Raw genomic sequence first — 18,011 nt, 5'->3', positions numbered from 1 at the left:
CGATTCCAACGCCTCCGAGTTCCTGCGCGGGAGACAAGCGCGCCTTGATCCGATGCTGGTTACGTTGGACGTCGCCCGGGGGCAAGAATGATTCCGGAAGTGCTAACGGCTTGCCCGTGAGCGGCCGCGGGCGCACGCCAACGGCTCTATGCAAACAGCCCACGTCATGCCCGCGCTCCGATCCAGTGGGTTAGCCTCTTCGGCGCTGCCACTCGGCCGGATCGCGACTCGCGTCCAGCGCAGCAACCACGACAACAACATCGTCTTCAATCGCAAAGTAGACCGCGTAGGGAAAGCGTCTAAGTAACGCACGGCGGACCCCAGAGCGCAGATGCTGGTACTTGAACGGGTTGTCGACGATGCGGTTGTAGGCTGCGCGAAGCTCATCGAGAAACTCCAGCCCTAGGCCTGGTCGTTCCTTCTCGTACCACTCGAACGCCGCCTCCACATCAAGATCGGCGCGCGGCTCCGAAATCAACCGATATTCGGTCACCGCTTCTTAGCCAGGCGATCGAGGACTTCGTACGCCGACTGAGCGCGCGTCGGATCACGCCGGTACTCGGCGAGCCGTTCCTCCGCGAGTTTCAGATGGCTTTCCGGGACCGGAATCTCGCCGGGTTGCTCAGCAATGCGGTCCCACAGCGCCTGCAGATACCGGATCTGCTCGGCCTTCGGGAGATCCGCAAACCCAGGGGGCTCGAGAATCGCTGTGTGCTGCATGGTTCAACCTCGCTTCGACAATACCGCAAGCCTGATCTAGCCGCCACTCGTAGAGGCTAACTATCGTCTGACCTGCTGGTGGGTTGCCTGCTGAAATGGACAACCCTTGCCACCTCTGGCGGCATATTTCCGGCGCCGCTCTTCAACAGCGCCATGGGCTCATGGAAGACTGGGGGCGAAGTCGATACGGGGGCGTGCCAACGGACACTACTCTCCAGTCGGGCTCTACCGAAAAAGGCAGGCCGGCGGGGACGCCGGCCCTCCCGGCGTCATGAGAAGCCACGGAAAACGGTAGCGCCGGCCTCCGTGCCGGCACCGCGGTCCACGTTGCGGCAGAAGTTCGGCAAGGCCTCTTCCGACTCGCATTCTCATTCCGCGAGCACGAGGCTGCGCTGCGCGCCGCGCGCGATCAGACGTCCCATCAGTGCCGGGGATAAACGGTAGAGCAACCAGCCGATCTTGGCGAAGGCGGTGACGACGATGATCGCCTGGTTGCGCTCCACCCCACGCAGGGTGGCGCGCGCGCAGGCCTCCGGCGGGTGGAGCTTGAGCGGTATGCTTTTGAGCAGCGCTGTTGAGCAGCGCTTGCCGGTCGGTGTTGAGCAGTGTCATGTTGTCCTTGATCGGCGTGTCGATCAGGCCCGGGCACACGACGCTGACGCGCACGCCATGCCGCGCCGCTTCGCCGCGCAATGACGTCGAGAGGCCGACCACGGCGTGCTTGGTGGTGGCGTACGCGGTGAGTCCGGGCGTCGGCGTGATGCCGGCGGCGGAAGCGGTGTTCACGATGTGGCCGAACCCCTGCGCGATCATCACCGGGTAGGCGGCCACCACGCCGTGCACCACGCCGCGCAAATTCACGTCGATCAGCCGGTTCCAGTCGGCGAGCGTCATGTCGCGGGTCTTTCCAGCGAGGGCGACGCCGGCGTTGTTGAACATGTAATCGAGTCGGCCGTACGTGGCGGCGGTCTCCGTCACCAGACCCTGCACCGCATCGGCATCGCGCACGTCGATCGCCGCCGCCCGCGCGCGGCCACCTGCGCTGGTCATGGCGTCGGCGGCTGCCTGCGCCGACTGGCCGTTGATGTCGGCAAGCACGACGCGGGCACCGCGCTGCGCCAGCTCTTGGCCCAGTGCACGCCCGATCCCCGAAGCCCCACCCGTGACGATCGCCACCTTGTCGGCAAATGCGCTCATACGTGCCCTCCGCTACGCGGCGTATACCTCTGAGCTGCATTTCACAACTGCCGGGTTGGGTTCCGCCTTCCCCCACCCTGACCCTCCCCCGTTGCCGGAATTGGCAACAGGGGAGGGAACCCAAGCGGGCAGCCCGGGAATTCCTTTCCAAGCTGCGGACGCTCGCGAGCGCACCACGAATGAGGGCTTCGGACCGCGCTTTATCCGGCGGCGGCTGTGTAGTAAGTATGCGGCCTGTGCCGGTCAGCGTCGTCATTCCCACCTTCAATCGCCGTGAACTCGTGCGCCAGGCGGTGGCGTCGGTGTGCGCGCAACGCGCCGCCGAGTGCGAGATCATCGTCGTCGATGACGGTTCCGCCGACGGCACGGCCGAGGCGCTGCGCGCCGAGTTCGGCGCACAAATTCGCCTGATCCGCACCGAGAATCGCGGCGTGGCGGCGGCGCGTAATCTCGGCGTGGCGTCCAGCCGCGGCGAGCTGATCGCCTTTTTGGACTCCGACGATCTGTGGCTGCCGGACAAGGTGGCCGCACAACTGGCCTTCTTTGCGGAGCATCCCGGCGCTGAGATCTGCCAGACCGAGGAAATCTGGATCCGCAACGGCGTACGGGTGAACCCCTGCGCCCACCACCGCAAACCGAGCGGTGACATCTTCGAGCCCAGCTTGCGTCTCTGCCTGGTGAGCCCGTCTGCGGTCATGCTGCGCCGGAGCTTGTTCGAAGGTGTCGGCGGCTTCGATGAGAGCTTGCCGGTGTGCGAGGACTACGACTTGTGGCTGCGTATTGCCCGCAACACGCCGGTCTGGCTCGTCGATCGCGCCCTCGTGGTCAAGCGGGGCGGCCATGCCGACCAGCTCTCGCGCCAGCTCTGGGGCATGGACCGGTTTCGCGTGGCGGCGCTGGTTCGCTTGCTCGCGCAGGGTGATTTGAGCCCGGTGCAACACCGCGCAACGTTGGCCGTGCTGGCGGAGAAATGCCAGATCCTGGCCCAAGGGGCCGCACGGCGCGGGCGCCATGCGGAGGCCGAAGCGTACCGTGCCCTCCCTGCCAGTAATTCGTTACGCAAGTTGGACGACGTTTCCTTCGGCTCCCCTCTCCCAAGGGACTGTCGATTTTCTCGGAATGTAGGGGCGCAGCATGCTGCGCCGCTACGGAAGCACGCGGAAAATACGGTAGACGAAACCAGCGGCCGGTCATTTATCGACAGTCCCCCAAGGGGGAGTGTCGATTTTCTCGCAAACAGTGCTTCGACAAGCTCAGCACGAGCGGTTGGGTATTCAATTTCAAAGGAGAATTCCGCTCACCCTGAGAACCTGACCGGCGAGGACACCGGCTTGGAGCGCCCATGAACCGTTCTCACACCCGACGCCACCGCCCGGGGCGATGCCCCGGGCTGATGAATGGCCGCCCCGTTGGGGCTGCTGTTCTCCGCCAGTTGGACTCCCTTGGTATCAGCCCTGAAAGGGCGGCAAGCCATGAGCCCAGGGCAACGCCCTGGGCGACGGACAGCGCGGTTCATGGGCAGCCTGTCGAAGGGTCGGTCTCCCGTTTATCGACAGTCCCTTGGAGCGAGGCAGCGGGGAGTCGCCGTGCCTGAGGATCATCCCGATACCGCGCTTCGCGTTTTTGCGCAGGAGCGCAAGTACAACTCGGCGACGATCGAGCGCTGGCTGGCCCTGGAACCGGATGACGGCCGGGCGCTGCTGGAGCTGGCCCGGGAGCTGCGACTGGGTGAGAACCAACTGCGCGACCTGTGGGAATGGACCGAGGAGATCGCCCTCCGTGACGGTGTCTCGCTGGCGCAGGTGTTGGCGCTTGCACCGGTAGCCACGGCCCGGCGCAACCGCACTGTCGGACGGAACGACAAGCTGAAGCTGGTCAAAGGCGCGCTGCGTCGCCTGCGTTTCCCGCAGCTGGCGTCGACTGAAGATCGACTGGCTGCCCTGGTGCGCCAGTTGGATCTGCCGCGCAATGTGCGGGTGACGTTTCCGGAGTTCCTCGAAGGCGATGAGGTGCGGATCGAGATCGTCGCCAACAGTCTTACATCATTAGAGGTGGCTGCCGAGCGGCTGCAGGCCGCCGCACAGAAGCCGGAGTGCCAGGCCATCTTCCAGCTCTTGGCGGAAGCACCGTGACTGGCTGGATCCCCAAGACGCTGTGGATCGAGCGCGGCGAAGAAGATTCCTCGCTGGCGCGGCGGGTGCGGGCGCGCTTGCCCGAGACGCCGGTTCACGTGATCGACGACACCAGCGCAGCGGAGCCGGGTGAGAATTTCGATGCAGGCAAGCGCCGACTGATCATCAAGCGCAACCGCGGCACGTTCATGCAGTACTGCCCCGCCGGCACCACCGGGCTGGTGTGCTGCAATTACCTCGTCGTCAACCTCGCTTCGAACTGTCCGTTCGATTGCAGCTACTGCTTCCTGCAGGATTACCTGGCCAATAACGCTGCCGTGAAGGCGTTCACCAACGTCGGCGACGGGCTGGCGGAGATCGATGCGGTGCTGCTTGCACATCCGGCCCGCACGTTCAGGATTGGGACCGGCGAGTTGGGCGACAGTCTGGCCCTTGATCACCTCACCGATCTCTCCTGCGAGTTGGTACCGTTTTTCGCCGAGAAATCGAACGCGGTGTTGGAGTTGAAGACGAAGAGCGATTGCGTCGAGAACCTGCTCGGCCTTGATCCGAAGGACCGGACGGTCATTTCGTGGTCGCTCAACGCTACTGCCATCATGGCCACCGAGGAAGACCGCACCGCCGGCTTGGAGGAGCGGATCCGCGCGGCGCTGCGGGTGCAAGCCGCCGGGTACAAGGTCGGATTTCATTTCGATCCGATCATCGCCCACGACGGTTGGGAGGAAGGGTATCGCCAGGTGATCGACCAGGTGTTCCCGCGGCTCGACACGCGCCGCATCGCCTGGGTGAGCCTGGGCAGCTTGCGCATGACGCCGCGACTGAAGGCTGCGATCAAGGCGCGACCGCAGCCGAGCCTGGTGCTCTCAGGGGAGCTGGTTCCTGGACCTGACGGCAAGGATCGAGCCTGGCGCGGTCTGCGAGTGAAAATGTATCGGCGGATGCTAGAATGGCTGCGGCAAATCGATCATCTTATGCCGGTGTACATCTGCATGGAGCCCCCGGGCGTCTGGGACAAAGTCTTCGGCGAATCGCCGTCCGACCGCGAGGTCGCCGAGCGACTGGTCGCACCGCTACGAGTCGCACCGCGACGAGTCGCGGCACACTGATGCGCTCCCCTCGCAAGCTTACCAACGGCCCGCGCCGACAGGTGCGCGCGCAGAACGGGCCGGAATCGGCCGCACGGTCATCCGCCGCGGGCAATGGAGCGCCGCGGAAGGCGGAGGCCGCGATCGGTGTGTTTGATTCAGGCGTGGGCGGAGTCACCGTGCTGCAAAAGATCATGGAGTTACTGCCGCACGAGCACCTGATCTACCTCGGCGATACCGGGCGCTTCCCCTATGGTAACAAGTCGGCGGATGCGGTGCGGCGCTATTCGCTGGAGAACACCGAGTTTCTGGTCGACAAAGGCATCAAGATGCTGGTCGTGGCGTGTAACAGTGCGGCGGCGGTTGCCTTGGACACGCTCGGCGAGCGCTTCGACATTCCGGTCATCGGCGTGATCGAGCCCGGAGCGCGCCAGGCGGTGACGCAGACGCGCAATCGCAAGATCGGCGTGATCGGCACCGAAGCCACGATTGCCAGCGGCGCCTACACCCGGGCGCTGAAGCGGCTGGATGGGGATCTGGAAATCTATACCCGTGCCTGCCCACTGCTCGTTCCACTGGCGGAGGAAGGCTGGCTGGACAATGCGGTGACGCGCGCGGCGGCGGCGCTGTACCTGCCGAGCCTGAGGCGCAGCGGTATCGACACCCTTGTCCTGGGTTGCACGCATTACCCGCTGCTCGAACACGTCATCGGCGAGACCATGGGGCCCAACGTGGCGTTGGTGGATTCGGCGCGGACGACCGCCGCTACGGTGCGGGAGACGCTCGTCCGCTACGGCCTCATGCGGCGGTCGGGAGACGGGTCGGTCAGCTTCTTCGTTACCGACGTACCGGAGCGATTCATCAAAGTCGCCGGCCGTTTCATGGGCCAGAAAGTCGACTCTGCCGTGCGCATCGAGCGGTAGGCGCGCAAGATGCATCCCGTTTTGTAAACTGCTAGTCTTTTTGGGTTAAGAGGTCCAAGGGCTCTAGGGTTCAGAGGAAAACCCTCGGACCCTTGAACCTTGGAACCTGCGAACTCTTAGAAAAATGCTGAACATCGTCAAGAAGATCATCGGAACCAAGAACGAGCGTGAGCTGAAGCGCATGTGGCCGCTGGGCGAGCGCGTCAATACGTTCGAACCCACGATTTCGGCCCTGAGCGACGCCGAACTGCGCGCCAAGACTGACGAATTCCGTACCCGTATCGGCGAGCAGACGGCTGCGGCGCGGGCCCATCTGGAGGAGCTCAAGACCCGCGAGCGGCAACAAGCGGAGAACCCTGCCGAGGCCGATGCCGAGGGCGGGAAATCCCTGCGGACGGAGATCGAAGAGCAGGAGAAGGCCCTGCGTGAGGCGGAAAACGAAGTCCTGGACGAGATCCTTCCCGAGGCCTTTGCCGTGGTGCGCGAGGCGTCGAAGCGAGCCACCGGCCTGCGCCATTTCGATGTCCAACTGATCGGCGGCGTCGTGCTGCATGAAGGCAAGATCGCCGAGATGAAGACCGGTGAGGGCAAGACGCTGGTGGCCACGGCGCCGCTCTACCTCAACGTCCTGACCGGCCGCGGTGCACATCTGGTGACGGTCAACGACTACCTCGCCCGGCGCGACGTCCAGTGGATGGGACCCATCTACCATCTGCTCGGCGTGTCGCTCGCATCGATCGTGCATGAGGCGAGTTTTCTCTACGACCCGACGTACGTGGTGAAAGATTACCGCATGCTCAACCTACGGCCGATCGACCGCAAGGACGCCTACCTGGCGGACATCACCTATGGGACCAATCACGAGTTCGGCTTCGACTACCTGCGCGACAATATGAAGTTCACGCTGGAGGAGTATGTCCAGCGCGAGCTCAACTATGCCATCGTCGACGAGGTCGACAACATCCTGATCGATGAGGCGCGCACACCGCTCATCATTTCCGGACCGGCGGAGGAATCCACCGACCAGTATTACGTCATCGACCGCATCATCCCGCGTCTGCGCAAGGGCGAGCGCAAGGACGCCGTCGGTGATCAGCGGCCGGAGGAGTCGGGGGACTATTGGGTCGATGAGAAATCACGGTCGGCCGTACTCACCGAGCAAGGCGTCTCCAAAGTCGAGCGCATGCTGGGCATCACCAACCTCTACGACCCCAACCACATCGACACGCTCCACCACGTCAATCAGGCGCTGAAAGCGCACGCGATCTTCCATCGCGACGTCGATTACATCGTCAAGGACGGCCAGGTGATCATCGTCGACGAGTTCACCGGCCGCTTGATGCCCGGGCGACGCTGGTCGGACGGTTTGCACCAGGCCGTGGAGGCGAAAGAGGGCGTGCGGATCGAGCGCGAGAACCAAACGCTTGCGACCATCACCATCCAGAACTATTTCCGCATGTACAAGAAGCTGGCCGGCATGACCGGTACGGCCGACACGGAGTCGGTCGAGTTCAAGAACATCTACAAGCTCGACGTCGTTGTGGTGCCGCCGAACAAGAAGATGACCCGGACCGATCACCCGGACACGGTCTACAAGACCGAACGCGAGAAGTTCGACGCCGTGGTTGAGGAGATCGTCGACTGCCACGAGCGCGGCCAGCCGGTGCTTGTCGGTACGGTGTCGGTGGAGAAGTCGGAACGCCTCGCCAAGATGCTGAAGAAGAAGGGCGCCAAGCATAACGTCCTGAACGCCGTCAACCATGAGGCCGAGGCCAACATCATCGCCCAAGCCGGGCGCCACAAACAGGTGACCATCGCCACCAACATGGCCGGCCGTGGAACCGACATCCTGCTTGGCGGCAACCCCGAGTTCCTGGCCCGCTCCGACATGGAGAACGAATGGATTCAGCGCTCCGATGCACTGCCGGAAGGTGGCCAGCGCTATGAGGAAGTCCTGCAGAAGCTCCGCGAACGTTACGACGAGGCCATCCAGCAAGCACGGCGCAAATTTGAGCCCAAGTGGCAACCCTTCGAGGAGAACCAGGCTGAAGCACTGAACCGGCTGACGGATGCGCACCGCGCCTACTTGGAGGCCACCTTCTGGAAGTGGCGCGCCGAGTACGAGGGGAAAATGGTACAGGCCAGTGCCGGTACCGGCATGGCTACGGCGTGCGCCACGGCGGCGGCGAATTACAGCGAGGCCTTGCAGGCGGTGGATCGGGTCACCGGGCCGTACTTCGGCGATGAAGGACAGCAGCGGTTCCTGAACTCGCTGGCCGAGCTGCAGGAGGCGCTCAATGGCGGCGGCGACTCCAACCGGTTGGCGGCGGCTCGGGTCGCGTTCGAGCGGGCCCGCAGCGATTATGAACGTGCAATCCAAAAGGCGCTGGTGGCGTCGGACGGCGACGGAATCGACTACGAGGCTGCCAAGCGCGTGTACGAAGACACCGAACGGGAGTACAAACAGGCGGAGGCCGCCTACCTGGAGCAGCGCAAGCCGTTCGAAGAAGCGGTGGCGGCGGCCCAGCACGATTACGAAGAGACGCGGCGGAAATACACCAAAGCGGTCGAGGATGTGCGCGAGGAAATGGAGAAGGCGCCACTCGAGTTCCGCACGCGTTACGACGAAATCCTGGCCGGCTACAAGGAGCTGTGCGCCCAGGAGCGTGAGAAAGTCATTGCGGCTGGCGGCTTGCATATCATCGGCACGGAGCGACACGAAAGCCGCCGCATCGACAACCAGCTGCGCGGGCGTTCGGGCCGGCAAGGCGATCCGGGTTCATCCCGATTCTATCTGTCGCTCGAAGACGATCTCATGCGCATCTTCGGCGCCGAGCGCATCCAGGGGTTGATGACCCGCCTGGGGATGGAGGAGGGTGTCCCGATCGAGCACCGCCTGATCACGCGCGCCGTGGCCAACGCGCAGAGCAAGGTCGAAGGTCACAACTTCGATATCCGGAAACACCTGCTGGAATACGACGACGTCATGAACCAGCAGCGCGAGATCATCTACGGGCGCCGCCGGGAGATCCTCGGCAGCAACAACCTGAAGGCCGACGTGCTGACGATGGCCGAGAACGTCGCCGGCGGCATCGTTGCGCAGTACGCCAATCGCGAGACGCACGCCGACGAGTGGGACTGGAAGGCGCTGAGCGACGTCCTCCACAAAAACTTCACTCTGCGCTTCGCCGTCACCGACGCCGATAAGGATGGCCTCACCCCCGACCGCCTCGAGCAGATGGTGATCGATCAGATTCATGCGGTGTACGAAGAAAAGGAGCGCGCCTTCACGCCGCCGGTGTTGCGCCATCTCGAGAAGCTGGTGCTGCTGCAAACGGTGGACACCCTGTGGAAAGACCACCTCCTGTCGATGGATCACCTGAAGGAGGGCATCAGCCTGCGCGGTTACGGGCAGCGCGATCCGCTGCAGGAGTATAAGAAGGAAGGCTTCACGGCCTTCGAGTCCATGATGGAAGAACTCGAAGCCGATGTGGTGGAGAAAGTCTTCACGGTCCAGATCGCGCGGCAAGAGGACGTCGAGCGCATGGAGGCGCGGCGGCGGCCGCAGCCCGCCCAGATGGTGGTGAGCGGTGGCGGCATGCCTCAACGCCAGCCCGGTAAGGTCGAAACCGTGCGTCGCGACAGCGAGAAGGTGGGCCGCAACGATCTTTGTCCCTGCGGGAGCGGCAAGAAATACAAGAAGTGTCACGGTACGTGAGACAGCTTCTCGGAAGTGATGAACACTGATCAATCGCGGCTCACCTGGGCACTGATTCTTTCGGTTTTGCTGCATGGTTTGATCCTGAGTCTTTTGCCCTTGGCCCGCGGCGCGCGCCTGGCGATTCCCCAGATGCCTCCGGCCCTGGACGTTGACGTCGTGTCACTGCCGCAGGCCAAGCCGCCTTCAGTGGCTCCGCCTGCACCACAAGCAGCGCCGGCACCGCCCGCGATGCCGGTCCCCAAGCAACAGATCGTCAGTCCGTCCGATGCGGGAGAAGAGAAGGAGCCGGAAAACCCCCGTTTCCTCAGCGACCGCAACAACACGGTCAAGGAGGAGAAAATCCATCGCGGCGACCCCGTACCGGGTGATCCCGAATCGAAGCGCCTAGCGGAGACGAAACCGCAAGCCGCCGTGCAAAAGGCTGAAGCGAAGAGTGCGCCGGCGGCGGCCAAGCGTGCGCGGGAGGATGTTGCGCGCAAGGCGGCGCAAGAGTCCCACGGTGCCAAGCCGGAGGTGGCGGCTGTACCGAAGCTGGATCAGCTCTTGCCGTCGTCGGAAGAAATGATCCGCGAAGGCGTCGTGCGGCCGCAGGAGCCGGAGTCGTCCGCCCCGGCGCCCGAGCAGCATGCCAGCGCAGAGCGAACGGATCTGCTGCGCCATGGCGACCCGTGGCGCATGCAGGGCCTGGGTGGTTCCAGAGACTTCCTGCCGGCCGTGCGCAATGGTGACATCACCATGCTCAACACCAAGGCCGACCAGTTTGCGCCGTTTGTGCGCCGCGTCGCCGTGCGTGTCTTCGAGAACTTCGTGATGATGGTTCGCCGCAGTCACGACAACGGCCAGGAGGCAGCGGAGGAGTATGCCACGGTGGAAGCCGTGATGGACAAGAAGGGGCAGGTTGTAGCCATTGACATCCAGAGACGCTCCGGGAGCAGCGCCTTTGCTACCGATCGGAGCTTGCAGGCCGCCTGCCGTGAAGGGTTTTTCGACCGCAACCCGCCATCCGGCGCCGAAGCCAACGATGGAAAGATCCACTTCGTCTTCGATGCACGCGTCACCCTGGTTATGGATAGAACCGGGCGCCGTGTGCCTGCCTGGGTGATGATGGGGGCGGGACTGCTGTAGCTGTGTGGGAGCGTGAGAGCGAGCGCATCGAACTCTCACCGATCTCAGGACCCAGCACCCAGGACTCAGGACTCAGGACTTCTCTCCGGCATCCACCGCAGCACCGGACGCCGTGCGGCGCGGGCTTCGTCGAGGCGGCCGACGGGTGTCAGCGTCGGTGCGTTGCGTACCAGATCGGGATTCTCGCGCGCTTCCCGTGCGATCGTGAGCATCGCCGCGATGAATTCATCCAGGGTTTCTTTGCTCTCGGTTTCCGTGGGCTCGATCATGATTGCCCCGCTGACCACGAGCGGAAAGTAGATCGTCGGTGCGTGGAACCCGTAATCGAGCAGGCGCTTGGCAATGTCGAGCGTCTTGACCCCGCTGGCTTCAAAGCCCTTGTCGGTGAAAACGCACTCGTGCATGCAGACGCCGGGATAGGCGATCTGATACGCCCCTTGCAGACGGCGGCGGATGTAGTTGGCACTGAGCACGGCCATGCGCGTGGCTTCCGTCAGCCCGTCACCGCCCATGGCCAGGATGTAGGCGAAGGCGCGCACCAGCATGCCGAAGTTGCCGTAGAACGAGCGCACGCGACCGATGGATTTGGGAAACTGTTCGCTCCACCGGAGCTGGCCGCCCTCTCGAACCAGTCGCGGCGTCGGTAAGTACGGCACCAGCGCTTCGACGACACCGACCGGGCCGGCGCCCGGGCCACCGCCGCCGTGCGGGGTCGAGAAGGTCTTGTGGAGGTTGAACTGCAAAACGTCGGCGCCCATGTGTGCCGGCTTGGCCACGCCCATCAAGGCATTGAGGTTGGCCCCGTCCAGATACACCAGACCGCCACGCTCATGGACCGTCTGCGCCACTTGCATGATGTCGCGCTCGAAGAGGCCGAGGGTGTTGGGATTCGTGATCATCAGGGCGGCGACGTCCTCGTCCATGACCTGCCGGACGGCGGCGACATCCAGTAAACCGTCACGGCTGCGCTCGATCTGCACCGTGCTGTACCCGCACAACGTCGCACTGGCGGGGTTGGTGCCGTGCGCGCTTGCCGGAATGATCACCTTGCTGCGCGGCCGGCCACGGTCGACGTGGTAGGCACGGATCATCTTCATGCCGGTGAGTTCGCCCTGTGCCCCGGCGGCAGGCTGCAGGCTGACCGCCGCCATGCCGCTGATTTCCGCCAGGAGGGACTCGAGTTCTGAGATCAGCTCCAGCGCTCCTTGCGCCGCGTCGTCCGGCGCGAGTGGATGGAGGCCGGCGAAGCCCGGCAGACGTGCCACCACTTCGTTGGCCACCGGATTGTATTTCATCGTGCAGGAGCCCAGCGGGTAAAAGGTCGTGGCGGCGCCGAGGTTCCACTGCGATAGGCGCAGGAAGTGGCGCAGCACCTCGGGCTCACTGACCTCGGGAAAGCCCTCGATCGGCCCCCGTATCAGGTCGGCCGGCAGGAAGGCCGCTGGATCGGCGCCATTCCCGGCGAGGTCGAAGCCGCGGCGGTCGGGTCGGCTGCGTTGGAAGATCAGCGGCTCGTCCAGGAGCAAGCCGGCTTGTTTGCGCGTGCCCGGCGGCATGTCAGCTCAACGCTTCCACCAGTCGCTCTACGGCGGCGGCGGCGTGGAGCTCGGTCACGCAGAGCAGCAACGAGTTGGGGAGTTCCGGGTACCAGCGACGCAACGGAACGCCGGCAAGCACATCCTGCTGGCGAGCGGACTCCCACTGCGCATCGACCTGTGCGCCGGTGAGGACAAATTCATTGAAGAATGGCGCACGAAACTGCAACTGCCACTTGCCGCTTTCCGTTAGCCGCGATGCGGTGCGATGCGCGGCGGCGGTATTGGCGATTGCGAGTTCGTGAAACCCGGCTTTTCCAAGGGTGGACAGATAGACTGTAACGGCGAGGGCCATGAGCCCCTGATTGGTGCAGATGTTGGACGTGGCTTTCTCACGGCGGATGTGTTGCTCGCGGGTTGCCAGCGTCAGGACGTAGCCGCGCCGCCCAGCGCCGTCCGCCGCTTCGCCGACGAGACGGCCCGGCATCATGCGCACATGGGCGGTTCGGGTTGCGAATAAGCCCACTCCAGGCCCGCCGTACGACATGGGGATTCCCAAACTTTGTCCTTCCGCCACGGCGATATCGGCGCCGTACGCACCCGGCGCCTTGAGCACGCCGAGCGCAACTGGTTCGGTGGTGGCGGTGACCAGGAGCGCCCCGCGGCTGTGCGTCAGCGCGGCGACAGCGGCCAGATCCTCGACGACACCGAAGAAGTTCGGGTGGCCAACGACGACGGCGGCGGTGCGGTCGTTGACGTTGTCGGCGAGCCAGTCGCCGTCGGTCCGCCCGTCGGTGCCGAAAGGGGCTTCCACCAACTCGAGTTCACGGGCACCGGTAGTGTAGGTGCGAACGACCTCACGGTACTGTGGATGCAACGCGCGGGAGAGGATGACGCGCGGTCGCCTGGGGCCAATGCGCAGCGCCATCAACACCGCCTCGGCGGTGGCGGAGGCGCCGTCGTACATGCTGGCGTTGGCGACCTCCATTTGGAGGAGCATCGCCACCAGCGACTGGAATTCGAAGATCGCCTGCAGCGTGCCTTGGCTGACTTCCGGCTGATAAGGGGTGTAGGCGGAGTAGAATTCCGCCCGTTGCAGGATCTGATCGATCACCGCTGGAATAAAATGCGGATAGGCTCCGGCGCCGGCGAAGCACAGCTGCTGCGCCGCTTGGTTGCGTGCGGCGATCGCCTCCAAGCGCGTACGGAGTTCCAGCTCGGACAGGCCCGGTGCAATGTTGAGGGCCGCACGCGATCGCAGCTCGGGCGGCACGTCGACGAAGAGGTCGCGCACCTCGGCGACTCCCACCGCCTCGAGCATGGAACGGATATCTGCGTTGGTGTGGGGTAAGAAGCGCACGGCAGCAGCTTGCAGCGTTCAGCGATCAGCTGTCAGCTCGTTCGGGTAGCGTGGCGTCATTCTTTGCTGAACGCTGAGCTGAAGGCTTCGAAGACTATTCTTTCTCCTCAGCGACGTACACCTCGTACTCCGCCGCGGTCATCAGTTCCTGCAATTCATCGGGATCGTTCATTTCGATCTTGATCATCCAGCCGTCGCCGTAGGCATCCTCGTTGACCATCTCCGGGTTGTCCGGGAGATCGTCGTTGACCTCGAGGACCTTGCCGCTGACCGGCGCGTAGATGTCAGAGACCGCCTTGACGGATTCGACCACTCCGAAGGCGTCTTCCTTGCTCACCTTGTCGTCGATCGCAGGCAATTCCACAAAAACGATGTCGCCGAGCTGATCTTGCGCGTAGTCAGTGATGCCCACCGTCGCAACATTATCCTCGACCAGCACCCATTCGTGCTCTTTCGAGTATTTCAGGTCTTCGGGAAACTCCATGCATGCCTCCTTACGCGGCGCGCCTATAGAAAGGCAAAGGAACTACCTCGGCTGCAACCAAACGGCCACGGATTTCGATACCGAGATGAGTGCCGATCTCCTTCCAAGTGCTCGCCACATAGCCTAACGCAATCGCCTTGCCAAGAGTGGGTGACTTCGTTCCACTGGTGACTGCCCCAGCCTCCTGGTGGTCATGAAAAATGCGGTATCCCTGCCGTGAAATACCAGGTGCGGTCATCACCAAACCGACGAGATGGCGGGACACGCCAACCTCGCGCTGTCGCAGCAGGGCCGCGCGCCCGATGAAGTCCCCTGTGTTGAAGCGCACCACCCAGCCGAGTCCCGCTTCCAGAGGTGTCGTCTCTGCCGTCAACTCGTGGCCGTACAGCGGCAGCGCGCGCTCCAGCCGCAAGGTGTCGCGCGCTCCCAGACCGGCGGGTGCGATGCCGGAGGCTTGGCCCGCATCCAGCAAGGCATTCCAAAGCGCCAGCGCATTCTCGGCAGGGCAGTAAATCTCCCATCCGTCTTCACCGGTATAGCCGGTGTGGGCGACCAGGGCTCGGCAGCCCGCGACCAGTCCTTCCCGAAAACAAAAAGAAGGAATGTCATGCAGCGGCAGATCCGTCACCTGCGTGAGGATGCCGGTTGCCCGTGGGCCTTGCAGCGCCAGTTGGCCGAACTCGGCGCTGCGGTTGACCACCTCGGCACCGTTGCGATGCTCGACGATCCAGGCAAAGTCCTTCTCCGTGTTTGCGGCGTTGACACAGAGGAGGAACCGTTCGCCCGTGATCCGGTGGACGATGATGTCATCGACCACGCCGCCGCTGGGCAGGCACAAGAGCGAGTACTGCGCCTGGCCGTCGCGCAGCCGGCCGACGTCGTTCGTCGTCAATTCCTGACACACGGCAGAGGCGCGAGGGCCGCGCAGCTCGATCTCGCCCATGTGGCTGACGTCAAAGAGACCGGCGCGCCGGCGGACGGCGTGGTGCTCGTCGATGATGCCGGTATACTGCACCGGCATCTCCCAACCGCCGAAGTCGACGAAACGCGCTCCGAGCGCCGCATGGGCCGGGAACACCGGTGTGCGGTTCATGGGCGAAGCCAGGTGTTGCGCCGATAGTCTAGACTCAGTCGACAGTCGATAGCCAATAGTCGACAGTCTTGGGGAGCTGTTTCGCTGAATGCCAGCATCGTGCTGCCGTCCGTTATCCAACTATTGACGATCAACTATGAGCTATCGACTTTTCGCGAGTTGCCGTCTGGCCGCCGTTAACGTGTTCTTCATCAACATGGCTACCGTCATGGGTCCGACGCCGCCGGGCACCGGTGTGATGAATCCCGCCCGTTCCCGGGCAGTGGCGAATGCGACGTCGCCGACCAGGCGCTTGTCGGGTAAGCGGTTGATCCCGACATCAATCACAACACTCCCCGGCTTGATCCATTCTCCTTGAATCATCTCGGCGCGTCCGATCGCCGCGACCAGGATGTCGGCACGGCTGATCTCGTCAGGCAGGTCGCGCGTGCGTGAATGGCAGATGGTGAGCGTGGCGTGTCGCTCCAGCAGCATGAAGGCGACCGGCTTGCCGACCAGGATGCTGCGTCCAGTGACCACGGCGCGCGCGCCCTTGAGATCGACCCCGGTGCCGTCGATGAGATGCATGATCCCGAGCGGTGTGCACGGCCGCAGGCCTTCGCGGCCGGCGAACAAGCGTGCCTGGTTGATCGGATGCAGCCCGTCGACGTCCTTCTCGGGATCGAGTGCATCGATCACGGCGTCGGAGTCCAGGTGCGGCGGGAGCGGCAACTGCACCAAGATGCCGCTGATAGAAGGCTGCTGATTCAACGAGTGCACCAAACGCAGGAGTTCCGCCTGCGTGGTGTCAGCCGCCAGTTCGTGTCGCTCCGACGCGATGCCGAGTTCGGCGCATGCCTTGTGCTTACTGCGCACGTAGCTGGCAGAACCCGGATCGTCTCCCACCAGCACTGTTGCCAACGCCGGTACGCAACCGAACTCGCGTTGAAACGCCGCTACTTCTTCCTGGACCGCAGCCCGGACGGCGCGTGCGGCCGCAGTGCCATCGATGATCTCACCCATGCCTGCGGCCATAGACAAAGGTTGCCGGATTGTAAACCCCTGAGCGGGAGTGTGCCGGTATGCCGGTGCGCCAGTTCCTTGTTTCTATAGCTCACTGGCGCACATTCGAACCAGGCGCGATCAGCCTTCCTAGGCTTTGGACTTCTGCTCGAGTGCCCGTTTCACATTGGCGAGGTACGATTGCACGCCCTCAGCCGCTTCACGCTCGACGAAGGAGCGGACAAGACCCTGCAGGAGGCGCGGGATGGGGGTGTCGGGCGCGATCATCTGCCGCAGCATGATGTGCGTCGCTTCGGTCCCACTCGGCTGCAGCCGGATGACACCGCTGACGTCGGCGTTGTCGCCTTTTGCTCCCTTGCTCTCGAAGGTGATCTGATCGATGCCGTTGCCTTCGTACCGGGCTGTGTACTGGACGACCATGCTCACCGGACCGGTCGAGCGTTCTTGGTAAATGAACCGGTATGTGTCTTTACTAACCCGCTTGCAGCTGTCGATGCCGGGGGCGCAACACGATGAGCCCACCACATCCCACAGGTAGTCGTAAACGCGGGCCAGGGGTACACGTGCTGTGACACTGCGCTCCACCTCAGTCGGAAATTTCGCCAACGCAACCCTCCCGAGACGTGATCGACCGTGGCGGTCGTGTACCCCAACGCTACACGAACTCGTCAGACATGGTCAAGTACAGTCGAATGTGGGTGCGCACGTGGTCTTGCACCTTAAGAATCTTCCGTTTACTTTCGCGTCATGATCATCGGCATTCCCAAGGAAATCAAGGCTGAAGAAAACCGGGTGGCGATCACGCCGGCCGGTGTGAGTGCGTTGGTCGCGCATGGCCACCGCGTCTTGATCCAACGCGGCGCCGGGCTGGGCAGCGGTCTCACCGATGCGCAGTACCGGGCGGCGGGGGCACGGTTGGTGCCGGTGCGCCAAGTGTGGCACGACGCCGAGATGATCGTCAAGGTCAAAGAACCGCTGGCCTCGGAATTCCGCTACCTGCGCGAAGGGCTGATCGTCTTCACGTATCTCCACCTGGCTGCCTGCCCGGAGCTCACCAAGATCCTGCGCGCGAAGAAGGTGAATGCCATCGGATACGAAACCATACAATTCGACGACGGGTCACTGCCGCTGCTGGCGCCGATGAGCGAAGTTGCCGGCCGCTTGTCGATTCAGGTCGGCAGCTGGTGTCTACAGAGGCAGAACGGCGGCCGGGGCATTCTCCTGGCTGGCGCATCGGGCGTGCGCCCGGCGAATGTGGTCATTCTGGGCGCCGGCATTGCCGGAGCAAATGCCTGCCAGATCGCGGCTGGGGTTGGCGCGCACGTGAGCATCGTCGACCGCAATCCAACAAGGCTCCGTTATCTGCACGATATTCTTGGTGGCCATGTCACCACAGTGATGTCCAACCGCGCCAATATCGAGGAGGAAGTGGCAGCGGCCGACTTGATCGTCGGCGCCGTGTTGGTGACGGGGGCCAAGGCGCCGCACCTGGTGACGCGTAAGATGGTGCGTACCATGAAACCCGGCACTGCCATCGTGGACATCTCGATCGATCAGGGTGGGTGCATCGAAACCTCCCGCCCGACCACGCTCGACGCGCCCATCTATATTGCGGAGCGCGTCGTCCACTATTG

General features: G+C 63.7%; 16 protein-coding genes. 7 read left to right on the top strand and 9 right to left on the bottom strand.

Annotated elements, in window-relative coordinates:
* Nucleotides 1–190: 190 nt before the first annotated feature.
* The 3 genes from VF515_00495 to VF515_00485 all read right to left on the bottom strand — a co-directional run bounded on the left by VF515_00495 (nucleotide 191) and on the right by VF515_00485 (nucleotide 1,917).
* Complete coding sequence (locus tag VF515_00495; protein ID HEX7406103.1) at nucleotides 191–493, bottom strand: type II toxin-antitoxin system RelE/ParE family toxin; 303 nt, start codon at nucleotides 491–493, stop codon at nucleotides 191–193.
* The gene (locus tag VF515_00490) at nucleotides 490–720 is read right to left on the bottom strand and encodes an addiction module protein (protein HEX7406102.1); all 231 of its coding nucleotides are present in this window, start codon (nucleotides 718–720) and stop codon (nucleotides 490–492) included. The genes VF515_00495 and VF515_00490 overlap by 4 nt, the downstream gene beginning before the upstream one ends.
* 225 nt (nucleotides 721–945) lie before the next feature.
* Nucleotides 946–1,917: an SDR family oxidoreductase gene (locus VF515_00485; protein ID HEX7406101.1), complete on the bottom strand. Its 972-nt coding sequence runs from the start codon at nucleotides 1,915–1,917 to the stop codon at nucleotides 946–948.
* Between the two features lie 227 nt (nucleotides 1,918–2,144).
* Here VF515_00485 and VF515_00480 point away from each other — a divergent pair, with 227 nt between their 5' ends.
* From VF515_00480 to VF515_00455, 6 genes are all read left to right on the top strand, one after another.
* Complete coding sequence (locus VF515_00480) at nucleotides 2,145–3,263, top strand: glycosyltransferase family A protein (GenBank protein HEX7406100.1); 1,119 nt, start codon at nucleotides 2,145–2,147, stop codon at nucleotides 3,261–3,263.
* Nucleotides 3,264–3,503: 240 nt separating this feature from the next.
* Nucleotides 3,504–4,049, top strand: coding sequence for a hypothetical protein (locus tag VF515_00475; protein ID HEX7406099.1), 546 nt, complete (start codon nucleotides 3,504–3,506; stop codon nucleotides 4,047–4,049).
* Complete coding sequence (locus VF515_00470; GenBank protein HEX7406098.1) at nucleotides 4,046–5,155, top strand: radical SAM protein; 1,110 nt, start codon at nucleotides 4,046–4,048, stop codon at nucleotides 5,153–5,155. Before VF515_00475 ends, VF515_00470 begins: the two co-directional genes overlap by 4 nt.
* Before the next feature lie 128 nt (nucleotides 5,156–5,283).
* Nucleotides 5,284–6,057: a glutamate racemase gene (gene murI / locus VF515_00465; GenBank protein ID HEX7406097.1), complete on the top strand. Its 774-nt coding sequence runs from the start codon at nucleotides 5,284–5,286 to the stop codon at nucleotides 6,055–6,057.
* A 124-nt stretch (nucleotides 6,058–6,181) separates the two neighbouring features.
* Complete coding sequence (secA, locus tag VF515_00460) at nucleotides 6,182–9,775, top strand: preprotein translocase subunit SecA (GenBank protein ID HEX7406096.1); 3,594 nt, start codon at nucleotides 6,182–6,184, stop codon at nucleotides 9,773–9,775.
* 18 nt (nucleotides 9,776–9,793) lie between these two features.
* Nucleotides 9,794–10,903 (top strand): hypothetical protein, encoded by a 1,110-nt coding sequence (locus VF515_00455; protein ID HEX7406095.1) that lies wholly within the window; start codon nucleotides 9,794–9,796, stop codon nucleotides 10,901–10,903.
* A 65-nt stretch (nucleotides 10,904–10,968) separates the two neighbouring features.
* On the opposite strand, the gene gcvPB is transcribed toward VF515_00455, so the two are convergent.
* The 6 genes from gcvPB to VF515_00425 all read right to left on the bottom strand — a co-directional run bounded on the left by gcvPB (nucleotide 10,969) and on the right by VF515_00425 (nucleotide 16,983).
* Nucleotides 10,969–12,459: an aminomethyl-transferring glycine dehydrogenase subunit GcvPB gene (gene gcvPB, locus VF515_00450; GenBank protein HEX7406094.1), complete on the bottom strand. Its 1,491-nt coding sequence runs from the start codon at nucleotides 12,457–12,459 to the stop codon at nucleotides 10,969–10,971.
* 1 nt (nucleotide 12,460) lies between these two features.
* Complete coding sequence (gene gcvPA, locus VF515_00445; GenBank protein ID HEX7406093.1) at nucleotides 12,461–13,798, bottom strand: aminomethyl-transferring glycine dehydrogenase subunit GcvPA; 1,338 nt, start codon at nucleotides 13,796–13,798, stop codon at nucleotides 12,461–12,463.
* A 94-nt stretch (nucleotides 13,799–13,892) separates the two neighbouring features.
* Complete coding sequence (gene gcvH / locus VF515_00440) at nucleotides 13,893–14,282, bottom strand: glycine cleavage system protein GcvH (GenBank protein ID HEX7406092.1); 390 nt, start codon at nucleotides 14,280–14,282, stop codon at nucleotides 13,893–13,895.
* Between the two features lie 10 nt (nucleotides 14,283–14,292).
* A complete protein-coding gene (gcvT, locus tag VF515_00435) occupies nucleotides 14,293–15,375 on the bottom strand; it encodes a glycine cleavage system aminomethyltransferase GcvT (GenBank protein ID HEX7406091.1) in 1,083 nt (360 codons plus the stop codon).
* 141 nt (nucleotides 15,376–15,516) lie between these two features.
* Nucleotides 15,517–16,377 carry a bifunctional methylenetetrahydrofolate dehydrogenase/methenyltetrahydrofolate cyclohydrolase FolD gene (gene folD / locus VF515_00430; protein HEX7406090.1) on the bottom strand — a complete coding sequence of 287 codons (861 nt, stop codon included), beginning with the start codon at nucleotides 16,375–16,377 and terminating at the stop codon, nucleotides 15,517–15,519.
* Between the two features lie 129 nt (nucleotides 16,378–16,506).
* Nucleotides 16,507–16,983 carry a hypothetical protein gene (locus tag VF515_00425; GenBank protein HEX7406089.1) on the bottom strand — a complete coding sequence of 159 codons (477 nt, stop codon included), beginning with the start codon at nucleotides 16,981–16,983 and terminating at the stop codon, nucleotides 16,507–16,509.
* Between the two features lie 141 nt (nucleotides 16,984–17,124).
* Between VF515_00425 and ald the strand changes: the two genes are divergently transcribed.
* Nucleotides 17,125–18,011, top strand: an 887-nt coding sequence (gene ald, locus VF515_00420) for an alanine dehydrogenase (GenBank protein ID HEX7406088.1), incomplete at its 3' end; no start/stop codon positions are given.

This window comes from Candidatus Binatia bacterium (genome assembly GCA_036382395.1).
GTDB lineage: Bacteria > Desulfobacterota > Binatia > HRBIN30 > HRBIN30 > JAGDMS01.
The sequence above is the reverse complement of the archived record's forward strand: the minus strand, read 5'-3'. Positions and strand labels throughout refer to the sequence as shown.

Excerpts from the sequence above, each read along its gene's own strand:
- VF515_00490 (HEX7406102.1), bottom strand. The coding sequence starts at position 720 with ATGCAGCACACAGCGATTCTCGAGCCCCCTGGGTTTGCGGATCTCCCG.
- VF515_00485 (HEX7406101.1), bottom strand. The coding sequence starts at position 1,917 with ATGAGCGCATTTGCCGACAAGGTGGCGATCGTCACGGGTGGGGCTTCG.
- VF515_00480 (HEX7406100.1), top strand. The coding sequence starts at position 2,145 with ATGCGGCCTGTGCCGGTCAGCGTCGTCATTCCCACCTTCAATCGCCGT.
- secA (HEX7406096.1), top strand. The coding sequence starts at position 6,182 with ATGCTGAACATCGTCAAGAAGATCATCGGAACCAAGAACGAGCGTGAG.
- VF515_00455 (HEX7406095.1), top strand. The coding sequence starts at position 9,794 with ATGAACACTGATCAATCGCGGCTCACCTGGGCACTGATTCTTTCGGTT.
- gcvPB (HEX7406094.1), bottom strand. The coding sequence starts at position 12,459 with ATGCCGCCGGGCACGCGCAAACAAGCCGGCTTGCTCCTGGACGAGCCG.
- gcvH (HEX7406092.1), bottom strand. The coding sequence starts at position 14,282 with ATGGAGTTTCCCGAAGACCTGAAATACTCGAAAGAGCACGAATGGGTG.
- gcvT (HEX7406091.1), bottom strand. The coding sequence starts at position 15,375 with ATGAACCGCACACCGGTGTTCCCGGCCCATGCGGCGCTCGGAGCGCGT.
- folD (HEX7406090.1), bottom strand. The coding sequence starts at position 16,377 with ATGGGTGAGATCATCGATGGCACTGCGGCCGCACGCGCCGTCCGGGCT.